Origin of the sequence: Cedecea sp. NFIX57, from assembly GCF_900177785.1 — a bacterium.
GTDB classification, from domain to species: domain Bacteria; phylum Pseudomonadota; class Gammaproteobacteria; order Enterobacterales; family Enterobacteriaceae; genus Cedecea; species Cedecea neteri_C.
In genome coordinates, this window is the sequence record NZ_FXAS01000004.1 from 87,056 (window position 1) to 104,116 (window position 17,061).

A 17,061-nucleotide genomic window follows, 5' to 3' on the forward strand; every position below is an offset into this window, starting at 1 on the left:
ATCTCAGATCTGCACCAAATGACACGCGACGCGGTGAGCGTCGCCCACTTCACGCAGCGCCGGGGCTTCCTGGCGACAGCGGTCGGTGACCAGCGGGCAGCGTGAGGAGAAACGGCAGCCGGAAGGTGGGCGAGAGGGATCGGGGATTTCGCCCTGAATGGCGACCACCGGCTCGCTGTCCGGATCCAGCGTCGGGACGGCGGCCAACAGCGCCTGTGTGTAAGGGTGCAGTGGCCGGCTGAACAACACATCACGGCTGGCCGTTTCCACCAGTTGCCCGAGGTACATGACCGCGACGTCGTCGCACAGGTGTTCCACTACGCCAAGATCGTGGGAGATAAACAGAAATGTTACGCCGCGTTCGTCGCGCAGATCGGAAAACAGGTTGATGATCTGCGCCTGAATGGAGACGTCGAGCGCCGAGATTGGTTCGTCGGCAATAATAAAATCAGGGTTAAGGATCAGCGCGCGGGCAATACCAATGCGCTGGCGCTGGCCGCCGGAAAACTCATGCGGGAAGCGGTTGTAATGCTGCGGCGCCAGCCCGCAAATCATCATCACTTCCAACACTTTGTCCCGCAGTTCGGTGCGGGTGCAAAGCTTGTGCTCCAGCATCGCTTCGCCGATAGCATCGCCTACGCGGATGCGCGGGTTTAGCGAACTATAAGGATCCTGAAATACGAGCTGAATTTTAGGCCGCAGCGCCCGCGACTCTTTGGCGCTCAGTTCACTCAGTTCTTTGCCGCGATACTTCACGCTACCGGCGGTTTTGTCGTACAGGCCGAGCAGGGTGCGCCCCACGGTGGTTTTCCCGCTGCCGGACTCGCCCACGAGGCCGAAAATGGTGCCCTGGCGAATGTTAAAGCTGACGCCGTCAACCGCGCGCAGTTCGCCGGTTTGTTGGCCGAACAGACCATCGTGCAGCGGAAAGTGTTTTTTGAGCCCTTCGACTTCAATAACGAACTGAGTGTTCACGATACGGACTCCGCTAACTCACTGTAAAAACAGGCGACCTGTCGCTGCCGGCCGAGCAGCGGCGGAATGCCCTGACGGCATCGCTCGGTGGCGCGTTCGCAGCGATCGGTAAAGGCGCAGTAAGGCGGCAGGGCAGCTAAATCGGGCACCTGGCCGGGGATCGAATAGAGCCTGCGACGGCGCTCGCCGGGGATTGGCCGGGAAGCGATCAGCCCTTTGGTATACGGATGCAGCGGATGGCGGAGCACCTCAGCCGTTGGCCCCTGCTCGACGATGCGCCCGGCATACATCACCACGACGTGTTCCGCCATCTGGGCGATAACGCCGAGATCGTGGGTGATCAGCATCAGCGCCATACGGTGCTGGTGAGCCTGATCCCGCAGCAGACGGAGGATCTGCGCCTGAACAGTGACGTCGAGCGCCGTGGTAGGTTCATCGGCGATCAGCAGCTTTGGCCTACAGCTTAGCGCCATGGCGATCATCACCCGTTGCAGCATCCCGCCGGAAAGCTGGTGGGGGTAGCTGGCCATCAGGTTTTCCGCTCGCGCCAGCCCGACGTCGGTCAGCATTTGTGTCGCCAGCAGCCAGGCGGCTTTGGGCGTTTCTCCCCGGTGGCGGATCAGTGGCTCGCAAAGCTGGTCGCCGATAGTCAGTACCGGATTCAGGGCGGTCATTGGCTCCTGAAAAATCATCGCCAGTTCGTTGCCGCGCAAATCTGCCATCTGCGCAGGCTTCAGCCCCAGCAGGTTTTTTCCCTGGAACAGGATTTCGCCGCCGTCGATACGTGCCGCCTGCGGAGGCAGCAGTCCCATCAGCGACATCGCCGTCACGCTTTTGCCGCAGCCGGACTCGCCGACGACGCCGACGGTTTGCCCGGCGTGAACGGTAAACGACACGTCCTGCACCGCACGCACGCGTCCCTGCTCTCCTGCAAAGGAGAGGACAAGGTTGTTAAACTCAATCAGCGCTTCGTTCATTTGGCGCCTCGCTTCATTTTCGGATCCAGCGCATCACGCAGGCCATCGCCCAGTACGTTAATCGCGATCACGGTGATAAAAATGGCGATACCCGGCGGCATCCACAGCCACGGGCGGCGCTGGAAGTCGATCAGGCTGTTGGCGCTGTCCATCATGTTGCCCCACGAAGGCGTGGGCGGCACGACACCAAGGCCGAGGTAGCTCAGCGCTGATTCCATCAAAATGGCGTTGGCCACCGCCATCGTTGCCATCACCACCAGAATTGGAATGGTGTTCGGCAGCAGATGCCCGAACAGGCGGCGACGGGCGGAAAGGCCTAATACGCGGGTTGCCAGCATAAAGTCACGTTCGCGCAGGGAGAGGATTTGCCCGCGCACCAGGCGTGCCAGTTTCGGCCACTCCAGCAGACTCAGCATGATAACCACCATGTAAATGCGTGAGTCCGGCGAGAAGTCGAGTTCCGACAGCATAGCGCCCGCGACGATCAGCAGCGGCAGGCTGGGAATGGTCATCACCAGGTCTGCCAGGCGCATAATCAGTTTGTCGGTCCAGCCGCCGAGGTAACCGGAAACCGCGCCGAGCAGGTAGCCGAGAGTGACCGAGAGCAGCATGGTCAGCAGGCCGATAATTAATGAGATGCGTCCGGCCAGCAACAGGCGAGTGTAGACGTCGCGCCCGAGGAAGTCGGTACCCAACCAGTGTATTTCGCCCGGTGGTTTGTTGATCATCAGGACGTCGGTGGCATCGTCCTTCCACGGCGACCAGAGCGGCCCCAGGGCGCACCACACCGCCATCACTATCAGCAGTATCAGGCAGAACATTGCCAGGCGGTTGCGCCTCAGCGTCTGCCAGGCCTGACGCCACGGTGAAGGCGTCACCTGTGCCAGGGCCGGAATTTCGGCCTTGCGCAGGCGGCGGTTAGTAGAAAACAGAGAACTGAGCATCACGACCTCACCCGAATGCGCGGGTCGGCCCACGCGTAAAGCACGTCGGCAATCAGGTTACCGAGAATTGTCAGCCCCGCCAGAAACAGCGTGAAGCCCATCAGAACCGGGTAGTCACGGGCGGCAAGGGAATCAATATGAATGTGGCCGGCTCCCGGCCAGTTAAAGACTTTTTCGGTAATGATCGCCCCGGAGAACAGCCCCGGCAGCTCAAAGCCCAGCAGGGTGATGATCGGCAGCAGCGCATTGCGCAGGGCGTGTTTAAGAATAACTGTGCGTTCGCGCAGCCCTTTGGCGCGAGCGGTGCGAATAAAATCCATCTTCACTACGTCCAGCATGCTGGCGCGGAAGTAGCGCGTCAGGCTGCCCGCCTGCAGCATCACCAGCGCGAGTACGGGCAGCATAAGGTGGGCGGCAACCTGCACGACGTAGGCCCAGCCAGTGGCGTCGCTGCCGGTGTTGGTCATGCCGCCGACGGGCAGCCAGTGCAGATCCACCGCGAACCACTTGATCAGCAACAGGCAGAGGAAAAAGGTCGGGAAAGACATGGCGGCGAACACCAGCACGCTCACCAGATGGTCAAACAGCGAATTGGGCCTCATGGCCGAAACAATCCCCACCGCCAGACCAATTCCCCAGTAGAACACCAGCGCGATGGAAGCCAGCAGGAAAGAGTTCCAGATGTACTGGTTTAGTAGCTGACTAACAGGAATTTGATACTGCAGAGAGAAGCCTAAGTCTCCCGTCAGCAATTGCCCAAGCCAGTGGATATAGCGGGTGAACAACGGCTGGTCGAGACCGTAAATGGCCTTCAGTTCGGCGGCACGGGCGGCGGTCAGCGTAATGTTACCGTCGATAAAGTCGCCGGGTGTTTTTGCAAACAGCATAAAGATGATAAACGAGGCGAGCAGCAGCATCGGCAGGGTTTGCAGCAGGCGGCGCAGAATAAAATTTTTCATCACGTTCTCACTGCCGCCGCCCCGGTAAAGGGCGACGGCAAGGATTACTGCGTTACCTGACGATTTTCACATCAGGCAGGCTGCCGGTCAGACCGTTGTAGATATCCGGCTTAAAGCCGGTGACGCGGGCGCTGCTGGCGGACAGGATTTTGCGGTTGCCAAGCAGAATCACTGGAGGATCTGCCGCCAGCACTTTGTACAGCTCGTGGTAGATAGCTTTACGCTTCTCTTCGTCGAGCGTGGCGTTGCCTTCGTTAATCAGCTTGTCCACCTGCGGGTTGTTATAGCCGGACTCTTTGGCTTCGGTGCTGTAGTAATCCCAGACGCCGTCGTGTGGATCGTTCAGCGTGCTGGTACTGAAGGAGGCCAGATCGTAGTTGCCCGCTTTGCGCTGCGCCATCAGGGCGTTGAAATCAACAACCTGCGGTTTCAGCAGCACACCGATCTGCTGCCAGTTCTCTTTGGCGATGGGGATCAGCGCGTCGTTCAGCACTTTTTTGCTGACCAGCAGCGTCAGCTCCAGGCGTTTGCCGTCCTTCACGCGGATGCCGTCCGGGCCTGGCTTCCAGCCCGCTTCATCCAGCAGCTTTTTCGCCTGCGCCTGATCGAATTTATACGGGTTCACGCCTTCCGGGTTATAGGCCCAGGAGATCGGTGAGATAGGTTCGTTGGCAACCGTGCCGTAGCCCTGGTAGACCACGTCGATCAGCTTCTGGCGATCCAGGCCGTAGATCAGCGCCTGGCGAACTTTTACGTCCTGCAGCGCCGGGCGGCGAACGTTGAATTCGACCTTGCTGTAGTCGCTGGAGCCGTAAAGGTTAATATTGGCGAAGCCCAGCAGTTTTAGCTGCTCGATATCGTCCGGGCGGGAAGTAAAGGCGTCGTAATCCGTCTCGCCGGTCTGGAAAAGCTGGAAGTTGGTGGACGGGTTAGTCACGCGGTAAATAAAGCGCGGCGTTGGCGGCGTGCCGCGATAGAAATGGGTGTTGGCGTGGAAACGGATTTCCTGCCCTGGGATGTATTTCTCATACACATACGGGCCGTTGCCCAGCGGTTTGCCGTGCAAGGTACGCAGGTAATCCAGATTGCCGCGCTGGTAGCCTTTGCCATAGTAGGCCTTCGACAGCACCGGGCCGCCTATCTTGCCCAGCGTGGTCGCACCCGGCTGGGTGGTGGTGATCTGCAGCGTGAGCGGATCCATAACCTTCAGGCCGCTGACGCTGTCGGCTTTCCCGGCTTTGTATTCGGCACCGCCCGCAATGTTGGCCAGCGTGATGTCGGTATCGCCATCATATTTCGGGTCATACAGCACGGTGAGCGTGAACGCGACGTCTTCGGCGGTCAGCGGGGAACCGTCGCTAAAGGTCAGATTAGGGCGCAGTTTGATGGTATAGACTTTGCCATCCGGGCTGACCGTCCAGCTTTCGGCGAGGCCAGGGACCAGATTGCCGTGGCTGTCCCAGTCAATCAGGCGTGAGAAAATGACGTTGGTGACGTTTTCATCCCAGCCGTTAACGAAAAAGTAAGGGTTGAAGATGCCCTGAGGTTCGGAAATCCCGGCGACCACGGTGTCTTTGCGCAGCTTGGCCGTGGCCGGGATCTGGCTCGCGTCGGTGGCGGGCGTGATGCCTTCTTTTAAGACGTCATCGGCCGCCGCCGCGCCGGAGAAAACCACCATGCTGCTAATCAGGGCTGCCTGTAAGGCCAGGCGAAAGCGCGTGGGTTTTGTTTGTAATGCGTCAAGTAACCTGGCCAATAGCATTCCCTCAAGATTTTTTGCTGTAAAATTTACAAATCATGACGAAAGATAAAAGCCCGGATCTTGCCTGTCTAACAACGAAAAGCTATGCCTTATAGCGATTTATTCCTTTGCCCGTACAAAGCGTATTAGTTGTGCTGGAGCAGATCCCAGCGGTTGCCATAGAGATCCTCAAAGACCGCAACTGTGCCGTATTCTTCCTCTCGCGGAACTTCGCAGAAATGCACGCCGTTGGCCGTCATCATGGCGTGATCGCGCCAAAAATCATCGGTGTGAAGGAAAAGGAAAACCCTGCCGCCGCACTGGTCGCCAATAGCAGCGCGCTGGCGTTCGTTGGTGGCTTTGGCCAATAGCAGGTGGCAATCGCTTTCCGGGTTTGGCGTGACCACAACCCAGCGTTTTCCCTCTTGAGGGATGTCCTCCACGAGCGTGAAGCCCAGTTTTTGGGTGTAGTATTCAATCGCTTTGTCGTAATCATCCACGACGATAGCCACGCAGCCCAGCGCCCGTTTTTGCGTTTTCAATGCCTGCTCCTTTCCTCTGGTGAAAAACGGGCGTGAGCATAACATTCACCGTAGATTATTTCCGAAGTGTAACCATTCCTTGCCACTCATAACTTCAGATGTTAAAAGGTGCCCCTTTGACAAATCACAAAGGAGCAGGGCGTGAAAAACACGTCAGTCGCCTCTGAGCCACAGGGCCAGGGTGCGGGGCCGGAGGATGGCCATCAATTACAGCGCGGCTTGCAGAATCGCCATATTCAGCTGATTGCGCTGGGCGGTGCGATTGGCACCGGACTCTTTCTCGGCATTGGCCCGGCGATCCAAATGGCGGGACCTGCCGTCCTGCTGGGCTACGGCGTGGCGGGGATCATCGCATTTCTGATCATGCGCCAGCTCGGTGAGATGGTGGTTGAAGAGCCGGTTTCCGGTTCGTTTTCCCATTTTGCCTATAAATATTGGGGGCCGTTTGCTGGCTTCCTGTCCGGCTGGAACTACTGGGTGATGTTCGTGCTGGTCGGCATGGCGGAGCTGACCGCTGGCGGTATTTATATGCAGTACTGGTTCCCGGATGTGCCGACCTGGACATGGGTGGCGCTGTTCTTCGTGGTGATTAACGCCGCGAACCTCGTGAACGTGCGCCTTTATGGCGAGATGGAGTTCTGGTTTGCGCTGATTAAGGTGCTGGCGATTGTCGGCATGATCGGCTTCGGCATCTGGCTGCTGGCTTCCGGACACGGCGGTGAGCGGGCGGGCGTGAGCAACCTCTGGCAGCACGGCGGCTTCCTCGCCACGGGCTGGCACGGGCTGATTTTGTCCCTCGCGGTGATCATGTTCTCGTTCGGCGGGCTGGAGCTTATCGGCATTACGGCTGCTGAGGCGCGTTCGCCGCAAACCACCATTCCGAAGGCGGTTAACCAGGTGGTGTATCGCATTCTGCTGTTTTATATCGGCTCGCTGGTGGTGCTGCTTTCGCTCTACCCGTGGCTGGAGATCAAGTCCAACAGCAGCCCGTTTGTGATGATTTTCCACGAGCTGAACAGCAATGTGGTTGCCTCGGCGCTCAACTTCGTCATTCTGGTGGCTTCGCTGTCCGTTTATAACAGCGGCGTGTATTCCAACAGCCGGATGCTGTTTGGCCTCTCCGTACAGCGCAATGCGCCAAAATTCCTGGCGAAAGTCAGCCGTGGCGGCGTGCCGGTGAATTCACTGCTGCTGTCTGGCGCGATCACTTCGCTGGTGGTCGTTTTAAACTACGTGCTGCCGCATGATGCCTTTGGCCTGCTGATGGCGCTGGTAGTGGCGACGCTGCTGCTGAACTGGATTATGATTTCGCTGGCGCACATTAAGTTCCGCCGCGCGATGCGCCGTCAGGGGCATGAAACTCGCTTTAAGGCGCTGCTTTACCCGTTCGGCAACTACCTGTGCATTGCTTTTATGATGATGGTGCTGGGGCTGATGTGTACCATCGACGGGATGCGCGTGTCTGCCATGCTGCTGCCGGCCTGGATAGTATTCCTCTTTATTGCCTTTAAGCTGCTGTGTCGTAAAGCATAAGTCGTCATACGGCGCTCTAAAGTCAGTTAATTTTACTCCGCCGGACGTGGGCAACAGCACTGTCCGGCACCTTATCCTCCCGGATTTACGCTATCATGCTGCCCTAAAGAAACGGGTGTTAAAAGGGCAGGGGAATGAGCGTTAGTCGGAAAGGGATGCTGTATGTGTTGTTTGCGGCGGTGCTGTGGGGAAGCTCCGGGGTTTGTGCGCAGTACATCATGGAGCAAAGCCATATTTCCTCGGCGTCGCTGACTATGCTGCGGCTGCTGTTCTCCGGTCTGATTCTGCTAATGCTGTCGTTTATGCACGGGGATAAAATCTTCGCTGTATTTAAGCAACGAAACGACCTGATTTCTCTGTTGATTTTTACCCTCTGCGGCGCGTTGACGGTGCAACTGACCTTCCTGCTGACCATCGAAAAGTCCAACGCCGCGACAGCGACGGTGCTGCAATTCCTCTCGCCGACCATTATCGTGGCCTGGTTTGCCTTTGTGTGCAAAAAGCGCTCCGGCAAACTGGTTTATGCCGCGATTGGCACCTCGCTAATCGGGACGTTTGTGCTGGTGACCCACGGCAACCCGGCATCGATTACGATTTCTGGCAGCGCGTTGTTCTGGGGTATCGCTTCCGCGTTTGCCGCTGCGTTCTACACGACCTATCCCTCGACGCTGATTGCTCGCTACGGCACATTGCCCGTCGTGGGCTGGAGTATGCTGCTGGGCGGCACGGCGCTGCTGCCGTTTTACGCCAGCCAGATCGGCAGTTTCACCGCCACCGGCGGCACGTTGCTGGCTTTCTTCTACCTGGTGATAGTCGGCACGGCGATTACCTTCAGCCTCTACCTGACCGGGGCGCAAATGATTGGCGGGCCAAAGGCCAGCATTCTTAGCTGTGCGGAGCCGTTAAGCAGCGCATTGCTGTCGGTGCTGTTGCTGGGCATTAGCTTTACGCTGCCGGACTGGCTGGGGTCGCTGCTGATTATCTCTTCGGTGGTGCTTATCTCTCTGGATTCCCGGGGAAAGCTGCATTCACACTAAGGCGCTACATTTTGCAAGGTTTAATTACCGGCGGTAATATCATATTTTGAGGGGTAGAAGTTGCCGTTGTGATACGGTAAAAAGTGCGCTTCCCGGCGCAAGTCTGCACCTCCGATAAAGGTATTTCAGTGTGATGATTGATAATCTAATTGAGCGTATCTCTTCCGCCTTAGACGCCGAATACACCCTGGAAGGTTTGGTCAGACAGCTGCTGGAAATGCTGGAGCTGGTGACCAATATGGAATCCACCTACCTGACCCGCATCGACGCGGAGGGCAGCCAGCAGCAAATTGTGTTCTCCCGTAATACCAGGGCGATGAATATCCCGGAAGGGCTCTCCGTCCCCTGGGAAGACACGCTGTGTAAACGCGCGTTAGACGAAGGCCGCCGCTATACCTGCGATGTCGCAAGCGTCTGGGGTGACTCCGAAGCGGCAAAGGCGCTGGGAATTGTGACCTACGTGAGCACGCCCGTAACTCTTGCCGATGGCTCGCTCTACGGTACGCTGTGCGCCGCCAGCTCTGAGCAGCACGTACTGACCGATCACAGCGAACAGGTTTTACAGCTGTTTTCTCAGCTGATTGCCCAGCAGATCCAAAATGAGCAGCTGATGAAAAAGCTGCAGCAGGCCAACGTTGCGCTGACAACTGCCAGTTACACCGATGAATTAACCGGGTTACCTAACCGCCGCGCGGTCTTCGATCAGCTTCCCCGTTTGTTCTCGCGTGCCAAAGATGACGCCCGATACGTGCTGGTGGCCTTTGCTGACCTGGACGGATTTAAGCAAATAAACGACATGCACGGCCATGAAACCGGAGATGATTTCCTTCGCGCCATCGGTCAGCGGCTGAAAGAGGGTGTGAGGGGCGATGAAATATTAGGACGACTGGGCGGCGATGAGTTTATCGTTGCCGGGGCGGGGCCAACTGAATACAGCGAAGCCTTGCGAGCGACCGGTGCTTTTCGTGCCAGGCTATCAGAGCTGCTGAGCGGAGAGTATGAGCTAAAATCTTGCGTCATTGACTATGCTGGGCCCAGCATTGGGGCTATCGCCGTTAACCCGGCGACGACCACGCCGGACGATGCCCTGAGTGAGGCGGACACCCTTATGTATGTAGATAAAAAGCGCCGTAAAAATGGCGCGGCGGTAAGCTAAACGCCGCGCGCAATTGTCAGGATGCTGGCGCGACTACGGCCGTATTGCCGCTGAGTTCGGTCACCAGATCGTTCACGCCGTCACTCATGTTGACAAAACGGGTCAGCGGCGAGCGTGTGACCACCACAAAAACGCCCACGTTATTCTGCGGCACCATTGCCATGTAGGTGATGAAGCCGCCGCCACCGCCGGTTTTTTGAATAATGCCCGGGCGCCCTTCTTTCGGTGACATCCAGACCCAGCCCATGCCCAGCGCGTCGGCTTTGCCCGGCACATCCATACCAATGACCTTATGCAGCTGGCTGCGCTGATAAATCAGGGTTTGCATTCTGTCTGCCTGACTGCCGCGATGATGGAAGTCGGAAGAGAGAAATTGCTGCATCCAGCGCATCATATCGCCGGGGGTAGAGTAGACGCCGCCGCTGCCAACCGCCGCCAGCGTATTATCGCAAGGGCTGGCGCCTTTCTCGGCGATCATCAGCCGTTTACACTGGTCTGGCGAAGGGGTAAAGGTGGTGTCTTTCATGCCCAACGGGCGGGCAATTTGCTCATCGAACAGGTCGGCATATGGCCTGCCGGTTGCTCGGGACAGGGCATCGGCCAACAGGTCAAACGCCAGGTTTGAATAAGCTGCCACGGTGCCCGGAGCGGCTTTCAGTGTGGCCTGTGAAAGCCAGTTCCAGCGTTGATCCCGCGTTGGCCAGGTAAACACCGTGCGATGCGCAGCGCCGCCTGGCTGTTCACGCGGCAGGGCGCTGGTATGCGTGGCAAGGTTAATCAGCGTAATCGGCTGGCCATTAAAGGTCGGCACCCGGGCACCTGGAGGCGCATATTTGCTGAGCGGATCGTTGAGCTGGACTTTGCCCTGATCGAGCATTTTTACCAGCATTTCGCTGGTCATCAGCTTCGTTAGTGAGGCAATGCGGATCACCGAATCCAGCTGCGGGCGAACGTTATTGCCCGGTCTGGTGTCGCCGAAGCTGCGAAATACCCGCTGGTTACCGTCGATAACCACGATGGCCATGCCGGTTGCGCCGCTGCCGTAATAAATATGGTTGGCATAGCGATCGACAACGTCGGCGGCAAATTCAGGCGCCGGAGACGGTTGCGCAAAACCGAGTGACGGCAGCAGCGCAGCGGCCAGCAAAAGAAGACGAGGAAGACGAGTTTTCAACGCAAAAATCCAGTTAGAAAAATAAGGCGGTATTGCAGGTATTTATACTACTCTGCGCCCTTATGCAAAGCGTCAATTCAGCGTTTGTGGCCTGAAAAGCGTAACCGTGCGTTACATCACCAGCTGGCGTATAAAAGTTTGCCAGTTGCGGCTTAATAAAGCATTTTTTGCCTGTTTGTACGTCCCTGCTTGCAGCGCTGCCAGGGGGTTGCAAAGAAAGATCTTAAATAATCTTAAAGGCAGATAATTTCACTACTCTGCTTTGACAAAAAGTGCGTATTATTCTGCTCGTTATTAACGGTCTGAATGCAACTATTGCTGAACCCCGGAATCTTAGTAACGGCTAAGGCGTACCGCGATTGATTCAATTCTTTATGCGATACATCATCTCATCGTATTAAAGAAGTGAATATGTCTACTAAACCGCTGTTTTATAAGTGCCTCCTGCATCCTCGCTATTGGTTTACCTGGTTTGGGCTGGGTGTGCTTTGGCTATGGGTTCAGCTTCCCTATCCGGTATTGATGAGAATGGGCGACCTGATTGGCCGTTTCTCTATGCATTTTCTCAAGCGCCGGGTCACCATTGCCCGCCAGAATCTTCGCCTTTGCTTCCCGCATTACAGTGAGGCGCAGGTTGAAATTATTGTGCAGAAAAACTTTGGTTCGCTCGGCATGGGACTGATTGAAACCGGCATGGCGTGGTTCTGGTCAGATGAACGCGTGCGCAAGTGGTTTGATGTTCGTGGCCTTGAGCATATCAACGCCGCCTGTGGCAAAGGCAAAGGCGTGATGGTTATCGGCGTACATTTTATGTCGCTGGAGTTGGGCGGGCGCGTAATGGGCCTGTGTCGCCCCATGATGGCAATGTACCGGCCACACAACAACAAAGTCATGGAATACGTGCAAACCCGGGGGCGGTCGCGCTCCAACAAAGCGATGCTCGACAGACGCAACCTGAAGGGGATGGTAAAAGCGCTGAAATCCGGTGAGGCAGTGTGGTTTGCCCCGGATCAGGACTATGGCCCGAAAGGCAGTTCCTTTGCACCTTTCTTTGCTGTTCAGCAGGCCGCGACAACCAACGGTACCTTTACTATTGCCCGGCTGGCAAAACCCGCCATTCTGACCACTGTTTTGATCCGCAAACCCTGCGGGACTGGCTACCAGTTGGTCATCGAGCCGGAGTTTTGTGATTATCCGGGCGAAGATGAGCAGGCTGCTGCAGCCTATATGAATCGTAAGATTGAGCACGAAATCATGCGTGCACCGGAGCAATATCTGTGGCTGCACCGTCGTTTTAAAACCCGGCCTTTCGGCCACGCCGGGCTCTACACGATTTAATCTTCAGGCAGGTGTGCTAAGCTTTTTTTCTTCTTATTTGAGGAGAGTTAGCATGCCTGCAGCCCGCGTTGTGATGGTTATCGATATGCAAAACGGCGTTTTAGCGTCGCCCCGCCGTGCCCGCGAACAAACCGCCGTCAGAATTAATCAGCTTATTGATGCCGCAGAAAAAGTGATTTTTATCCAGCATCACGAGGCAGAACTTCAGCCAGGTCGCGAAGCGTTCGACATTATTCCCGAGCTGCATCGCCCGGAACATGCGCTGTATGTGACCAAAACGGCCTGCGATGCTTTCTATCGCACGACGCTGGACTCGTTGTTAAAACAGAATGAAATTGATGCGCTGGTGGTATGTGGCTGCGCCACGGATTACTGCGTGGATACCACGGTCAAAAATGGTGTCAGCCGGGGCTATGCGATGACGGTTGCCAGCGACGCCCATACCACGGCGGATCGCGCATCGATAAGCGCCGAAGCGCTTATTCAGCACCACAACGAGGTTTGGGCTAACCTGTCGATTCCGGGCAATACGCTGGCGGTGAAAACCACCGAGGCTATTCTCGACGGCTGGCGCTAAGTTATGTAAGCCTCTCTCACTCCTTGATACAACATTCTGCAAGCATTATCGTAGAACGTTCGCTATAACCGGCAGATATAACAACAAAAAGTCGTATCAGGAGTGTTGTCATGTTCAAATCTTTTTTCCCGTCGCCGAAGCTGTTTTTTCTTTCGGCGGCAATATGGGGACTACTCGCAGTCATATTCTGGCAGGCCGGTGGCGGCCTTTGGTTAGAAAACCTTGTGGGAGCCAGCCAGCAAATACCGATTAGCGCGGCACGTTTCTGGACGTTAAAAGCATTTGTTTTTTATGCTTTTTATGCTGTCTGTGTGGGTCTTTTTGCCGGTGTCTGGGCGCTGATTAGCCCTCATCCGTGGCAGCGCTGGTCGATTCTCGGCTCCTCGCTTATCGTCTTTGTGACCTGGTTTATGGTCGAGCTGGGCGTGGCGATCAACGCCTGGTACGCGCCGTTCTTTGATCTTATCCAAACCGCGTTAGCGTCCCCGAATAAAGTCCCGCTGCAGCGATTCTATAGCGAAACCGGTGTGTTTCTTGGCATCGCGCTGATTTATGTCACCGTCGGCGTGCTGAACAGCTTCTTTATCAGCCACTACGTATTCCGCTGGCGCACGGCGATGAACGACTACTATATGGAGCACTGGCAGAAGCTGCGTCATATCGAAGGGGCGGCTCAGCGTGTGCAGGAAGACACCATGCGCTTTGCTTCTACGCTTGAGGACATGGGCGTGAGCCTGCTGCAGTCGGTGATGACTTTGATAGCCTTCCTGCCGATTCTTGTCGCACTGTCTCCACACGTGAAAGAATTGCCGATTGTCGGGGCGGTGCCTTATGGCCTGGTGATTGCGGCGATTATCTGGTCGCTGATGGGAACCGGCCTGTTGGCCGCGGTCGGGATAAAGCTGCCGGGGCTGCAGTTTAATAACCAAAAAGTTGAGGCCGCCTACCGTAAGGAACTGGTTTATGGGGAAGATGACGGCAGCCGTGCTACCCCGCCAACGGTAAAAGCGCTGTTTGGCGACGTGCGGCATAACTATTTCCGCCTCTACTTCCATTACACCTATTTTAATATTGTGCGCATTCTCTATCTGCAGATAGACAATGTGTTTGGTCTTTTCCTGCTGTTCCCTTCTATTGCCGCAGGTGCGATTACCCTGGGGCTGATGCAGCAGATCACCAATGCTTTTGGCCAGGTGCGCGGCTCGTTCCAGTACCTGATCAGTTCCTGGACCACGCTGGTTGAGTTGATGTCTATCTACAAACGTCTGCGCAGCTTCGAGCGAACGCTGCAGGATGTGCCGGTGCCGGGCACCGAAGAAGCCGTCTGAGGCTAAAAGAAAAGGGATGGCGCGATGCCATCCCTTTTTTGATCAGTGCCCTGCGGAAGGAGCACCCGGCGCACCGGCGCGTACAAACGGCGGACGGGCAAACCAAATCACCACAATCAGTGCCATAAACCCCCAGCCCAGCAGCCAGAAGTAGTCGATAGTCGACATCATATAGGCCTGCTGCTCAATGGTTTTATCCACCACGGCAAGATGCTGCTGCGTGGCGCCGCCCATCTTGTGCAGGTAATCCACCGCCGACGGATTGTAGGCTGAGACGCTCTCCGTCAGGTTGGCATGGTGATAAACCTCGCGGCGCGACCAAATCCAGGTGGTCAGCGACGAGGCAAACGACCCGCCGAGCACACGGAAGAAGGTGGCCAGGCCGGAGCCTTCCGCGACCTCAACGCCGTGCAGGTTCGACAGCACAATGGTGGTGATCGGCATGAAGAAGAACGCCACGCCAATCCCCATAAACAGCTGCACTTCGGCGATGGTGCGGAAATCCACGTTGGTATTAAACTGCGCGCGCAGCAGGCACGAAGCGCCCATAGTCAGGAACGACAGCGTGGCCAGCAGGCGCATATCAACCTTGTTGGCGTAGCGCCCGACAATCGGCGTCAGCAACAGCGGCAGCACGCCCATCGGGGCAGCGGCCAGCCCGGCCCAGATGGCGGTGTAGCCCATCTGGGTTTGCAGCCACTGCGGCAGAATAATGTTGATGGCGAAGAACGCCGCGTAGCCCAGCGTCAGCGACAGCGTGCCGATGGCGAAGTTGCGGTCGGCGAACAGCCGCAGGTTGACTATCGGGTGGCGTTCTCCCAGTTCCCAAATGACAAACGACACCAGCGAAACCGCAGAGATAACCGACATGGTGATGATCTCTGGCGAGGCGAACCAGTCGAGATCGTTCCCCTTATCCAGCACCACCTGCAGCAGTCCGACGCCCAGCACCAGCAGCGCAATCCCGATGTAGTCGATAGGGGCGATGGTGGTCGTTTCCTCACGCTCGCGCAGCTGCGTCCAGACCACGATGGCGGCAAAGATCCCGATCGGCACGTTGATGTAGAAGATCCACGGCCAGGAATAGTTATCGGTGATCCAGCCGCCGGTGATTGGCCCGACAATCGGCGCGACAACCGTCACCATCGACAGCAGCGCCAGTGCCATACTTCGCTTGCTGGACGGGAAGATAATCAGTAACAGCGTCTGGCACATCGGGAACATGGGGCCGGCGAAAAAGCCCTGCAGCGCGCGGAAGATAATCAGCTCGGTCATGCTGTGGGCAAAGCCGCACAGGAACGAGGTGAGGGTGAACAGCGCCACGGAGCCGACGAACAGCTTTAGCTGCCCGAACCGGCGGGTAAACCAGCCGGTCAGCGGCAGGGCAATGGCGTTACACACTGCGAACGAGGTGATAACCCAGGTGCCCTGGTCAGCGCTGACGCCGAGGTTACCGGCGATCGTCGGCAGCGCCACGTTAGCGATGGTGGAGTCCAGCACCTGCATAAACGTCGCCAGCGATAGCGCGATCGTCGCCAGCAGCAGGCTGGGAGGCGTAAACGCCGCCTTATCTTGCATAACGTCTCTCTTAGCGGTTGGCTGACGCTACCGGCTGGCTATTGTCATGAAGGATTTTGGTGACCAGTTTGTCGGCTTCGTCCAGCGCGTTCTGGTAAACGTCGGTGGTGAAGCGCGGCGCGGCGACGGTTTTTTGCGGCAGCAGGTGGCCGTCTGCATTGCGAATATCAACGCGAGCGAACATCGACAGGCCAACCCGCAGCGGGTGTTTTTGCATGTCGTGCGGGTCAAGCGTAATGCGGACCGGCAGGCGCTGAACGATTTTGATCCAGTTGCCACTGGCGTTCTGGGCCGGTAACAGCGAGAAGGCGCTGCCGGTGCCGATGCCAAGGCTTTCAATGGTGCCGTGATACTCCACATCGTCCCCGTAGAGATCGGCGGTGAGCGTCACTTTCTGGCCCAGGCGCATGTCCTGCATCTGGCTCTCTTTGAAGTTGGCGTCTACCCAGACCTGGTCCAGCGGCACAATCGCCAGCAGGGTGGTGCCGGAATCCACACGCATCCCTAACTGAACGGCGCGTTTAGCGACAAAGCCGCTCACCGGTGCAACGATAGTGCTGCGGGCGTTGTCGAGGAAACGCTGGCGCAGCGTGGCAACGGCGCTTTTAATTTCCGGGTGGCTGTCGATAACCGTGTCATCCACCATCGCTAAATTAGTGCGCAATGCCTGCTGGGCGGCGACTAAATCGCTTTGTGCGCTGGTGACGGCATCGCGATAGTGGGACAGGTCTTCAGCGGCAATGGCGCCGGTGGCAAAAATCTTCTGGCGGCGAGCGTAGTCGCTTTGTGCCGTTTGCAGCGCAACTTGCTTCGCGGCGACCTGGGCGCGGTAGTTATCCGCGGTGCTGTAAAGCCCACGTACCTGACGCACGGTATTTGCCAGGTTAGCTTCTGCCTGCTGGAGCGCGATTTCGGTGTCGCTTGGGTCGAGCTGCACCAGCGGCTGCCCTTTTTCGACGTAGTCCCCTTCATCGACGCTGACCTGCGTTACCGTGCCGCCGATTTGTGGGGTGAGCGTGACCTGGTTGCCGTTGACGTAGGCGTCGTCAGTGGTTTCGTAGTAGCGCGCGTAAAGCATGTACCACGCCATGCAGCCTGCGCCGATCAGCAGCAGGATAATGAGAAAAATGGCGAAGTTACGCTTGCGCTTGCTCGGCGCGCGTTCAACCTGCTCGGTAGGGGTTTGCATTTTTATGTGGCCT

The 17,061-nt window shown here is 57.1% G+C and carries 15 protein-coding genes; 6 read left to right on the forward strand and 9 right to left on the reverse strand.

All coding sequences use genetic code 11. The features are described 5' to 3' along the window. Positions 1 to 3: 3 nt before the first annotated feature. The 6 genes from B9Y90_RS04315 to B9Y90_RS04340 all read right to left on the reverse strand — a co-directional run bounded on the left by B9Y90_RS04315 (position 4) and on the right by B9Y90_RS04340 (position 6,138). Complete coding sequence (locus B9Y90_RS04315; protein ID WP_085540339.1) at positions 4 to 975, reverse strand: ABC transporter ATP-binding protein; 972 nt, start codon at positions 973 to 975, stop codon at positions 4 to 6. Beyond that, complete coding sequence (locus tag B9Y90_RS04320; protein WP_085540340.1) at positions 972 to 1,952, reverse strand: ABC transporter ATP-binding protein; 981 nt, start codon at positions 1,950 to 1,952, stop codon at positions 972 to 974. The genes B9Y90_RS04315 and B9Y90_RS04320 overlap by 4 nt, the downstream gene beginning before the upstream one ends. Then, a complete protein-coding gene (gene opp4C, locus B9Y90_RS04325) occupies positions 1,949 to 2,896 on the reverse strand; it encodes an oligopeptide ABC transporter permease (RefSeq protein ID WP_085540341.1) in 948 nt (315 codons plus the stop codon). Before opp4C ends, B9Y90_RS04320 begins: the two co-directional genes overlap by 4 nt. Then, entirely contained in the window at positions 2,896 to 3,855 is a 960-nt protein-coding gene (locus B9Y90_RS04330; protein ID WP_085540342.1) for an ABC transporter permease, read from the reverse strand. Before B9Y90_RS04330 ends, opp4C begins: the two co-directional genes overlap by 1 nt. A 52-nt stretch (positions 3,856 to 3,907) precedes the next feature. Continuing rightward, positions 3,908 to 5,617, reverse strand: coding sequence for an ABC transporter substrate-binding protein (locus tag B9Y90_RS04335; RefSeq protein ID WP_441302646.1), 1,710 nt, complete (start codon positions 5,615 to 5,617; stop codon positions 3,908 to 3,910). A 125-nt stretch (positions 5,618 to 5,742) separates the two neighbouring features. Beyond that, the gene (locus B9Y90_RS04340) at positions 5,743 to 6,138 is read right to left on the reverse strand and encodes a VOC family protein (protein WP_085540344.1); all 396 of its coding nucleotides are present in this window, start codon (positions 6,136 to 6,138) and stop codon (positions 5,743 to 5,745) included. Between the two features lie 141 nt (positions 6,139 to 6,279). On the opposite strand from B9Y90_RS04340, the gene pheP reads away from it, so the two are divergent. From pheP to B9Y90_RS04355, 3 genes are all read left to right on the forward strand, one after another. After that, complete coding sequence (gene pheP, locus B9Y90_RS04345; RefSeq protein ID WP_085540345.1) at positions 6,280 to 7,671, forward strand: phenylalanine transporter; 1,392 nt, start codon at positions 6,280 to 6,282, stop codon at positions 7,669 to 7,671. A gap of 134 nt (positions 7,672 to 7,805) precedes the next feature. Further along, the gene (locus B9Y90_RS04350) at positions 7,806 to 8,708 is read left to right on the forward strand and encodes an EamA family transporter (protein ID WP_085540346.1); all 903 of its coding nucleotides are present in this window, start codon (positions 7,806 to 7,808) and stop codon (positions 8,706 to 8,708) included. A gap of 133 nt (positions 8,709 to 8,841) precedes the next feature. Then, positions 8,842 to 9,864 (forward strand): sensor domain-containing diguanylate cyclase, encoded by a 1,023-nt coding sequence (locus B9Y90_RS04355; protein ID WP_085540347.1) that lies wholly within the window; start codon positions 8,842 to 8,844, stop codon positions 9,862 to 9,864. A gap of 16 nt (positions 9,865 to 9,880) precedes the next feature. On the opposite strand, the gene ampH is transcribed toward B9Y90_RS04355, so the two are convergent. Further along, positions 9,881 to 11,038 (reverse strand): D-alanyl-D-alanine-carboxypeptidase/endopeptidase AmpH, encoded by a 1,158-nt coding sequence (gene ampH, locus B9Y90_RS04360; RefSeq protein ID WP_085540348.1) that lies wholly within the window; start codon positions 11,036 to 11,038, stop codon positions 9,881 to 9,883. A 411-nt stretch (positions 11,039 to 11,449) separates the two neighbouring features. Between ampH and lpxP the strand changes: the two genes are divergently transcribed. From lpxP to sbmA, 3 genes are all read left to right on the forward strand, one after another. Further along, positions 11,450 to 12,376 (forward strand): kdo(2)-lipid IV(A) palmitoleoyltransferase, encoded by a 927-nt coding sequence (gene lpxP / locus B9Y90_RS04365; protein ID WP_085540349.1) that lies wholly within the window; start codon positions 11,450 to 11,452, stop codon positions 12,374 to 12,376. Positions 12,377 to 12,428: 52 nt separating this feature from the next. Then, positions 12,429 to 12,953, forward strand: coding sequence for an isochorismatase family protein (locus B9Y90_RS04370; protein WP_085540350.1), 525 nt, complete (start codon positions 12,429 to 12,431; stop codon positions 12,951 to 12,953). Between the two features lie 110 nt (positions 12,954 to 13,063). After that, a complete protein-coding gene (gene sbmA / locus B9Y90_RS04375; RefSeq protein ID WP_039290671.1) occupies positions 13,064 to 14,281 on the forward strand; it encodes a peptide antibiotic transporter SbmA in 1,218 nt (405 codons plus the stop codon). A gap of 42 nt (positions 14,282 to 14,323) precedes the next feature. On the opposite strand, the gene B9Y90_RS04380 is transcribed toward sbmA, so the two are convergent. Next, the gene (locus tag B9Y90_RS04380; protein ID WP_039290675.1) at positions 14,324 to 15,859 is read right to left on the reverse strand and encodes a DHA2 family efflux MFS transporter permease subunit; all 1,536 of its coding nucleotides are present in this window, start codon (positions 15,857 to 15,859) and stop codon (positions 14,324 to 14,326) included. Between the two features lie 10 nt (positions 15,860 to 15,869). Continuing rightward, positions 15,870 to 17,048: an HlyD/EmrA/EmrK family protein gene (locus B9Y90_RS04385; protein ID WP_085540351.1), complete on the reverse strand. Its 1,179-nt coding sequence runs from the start codon at positions 17,046 to 17,048 to the stop codon at positions 15,870 to 15,872. Positions 17,049 to 17,061 lie beyond the last annotated feature (13 nt).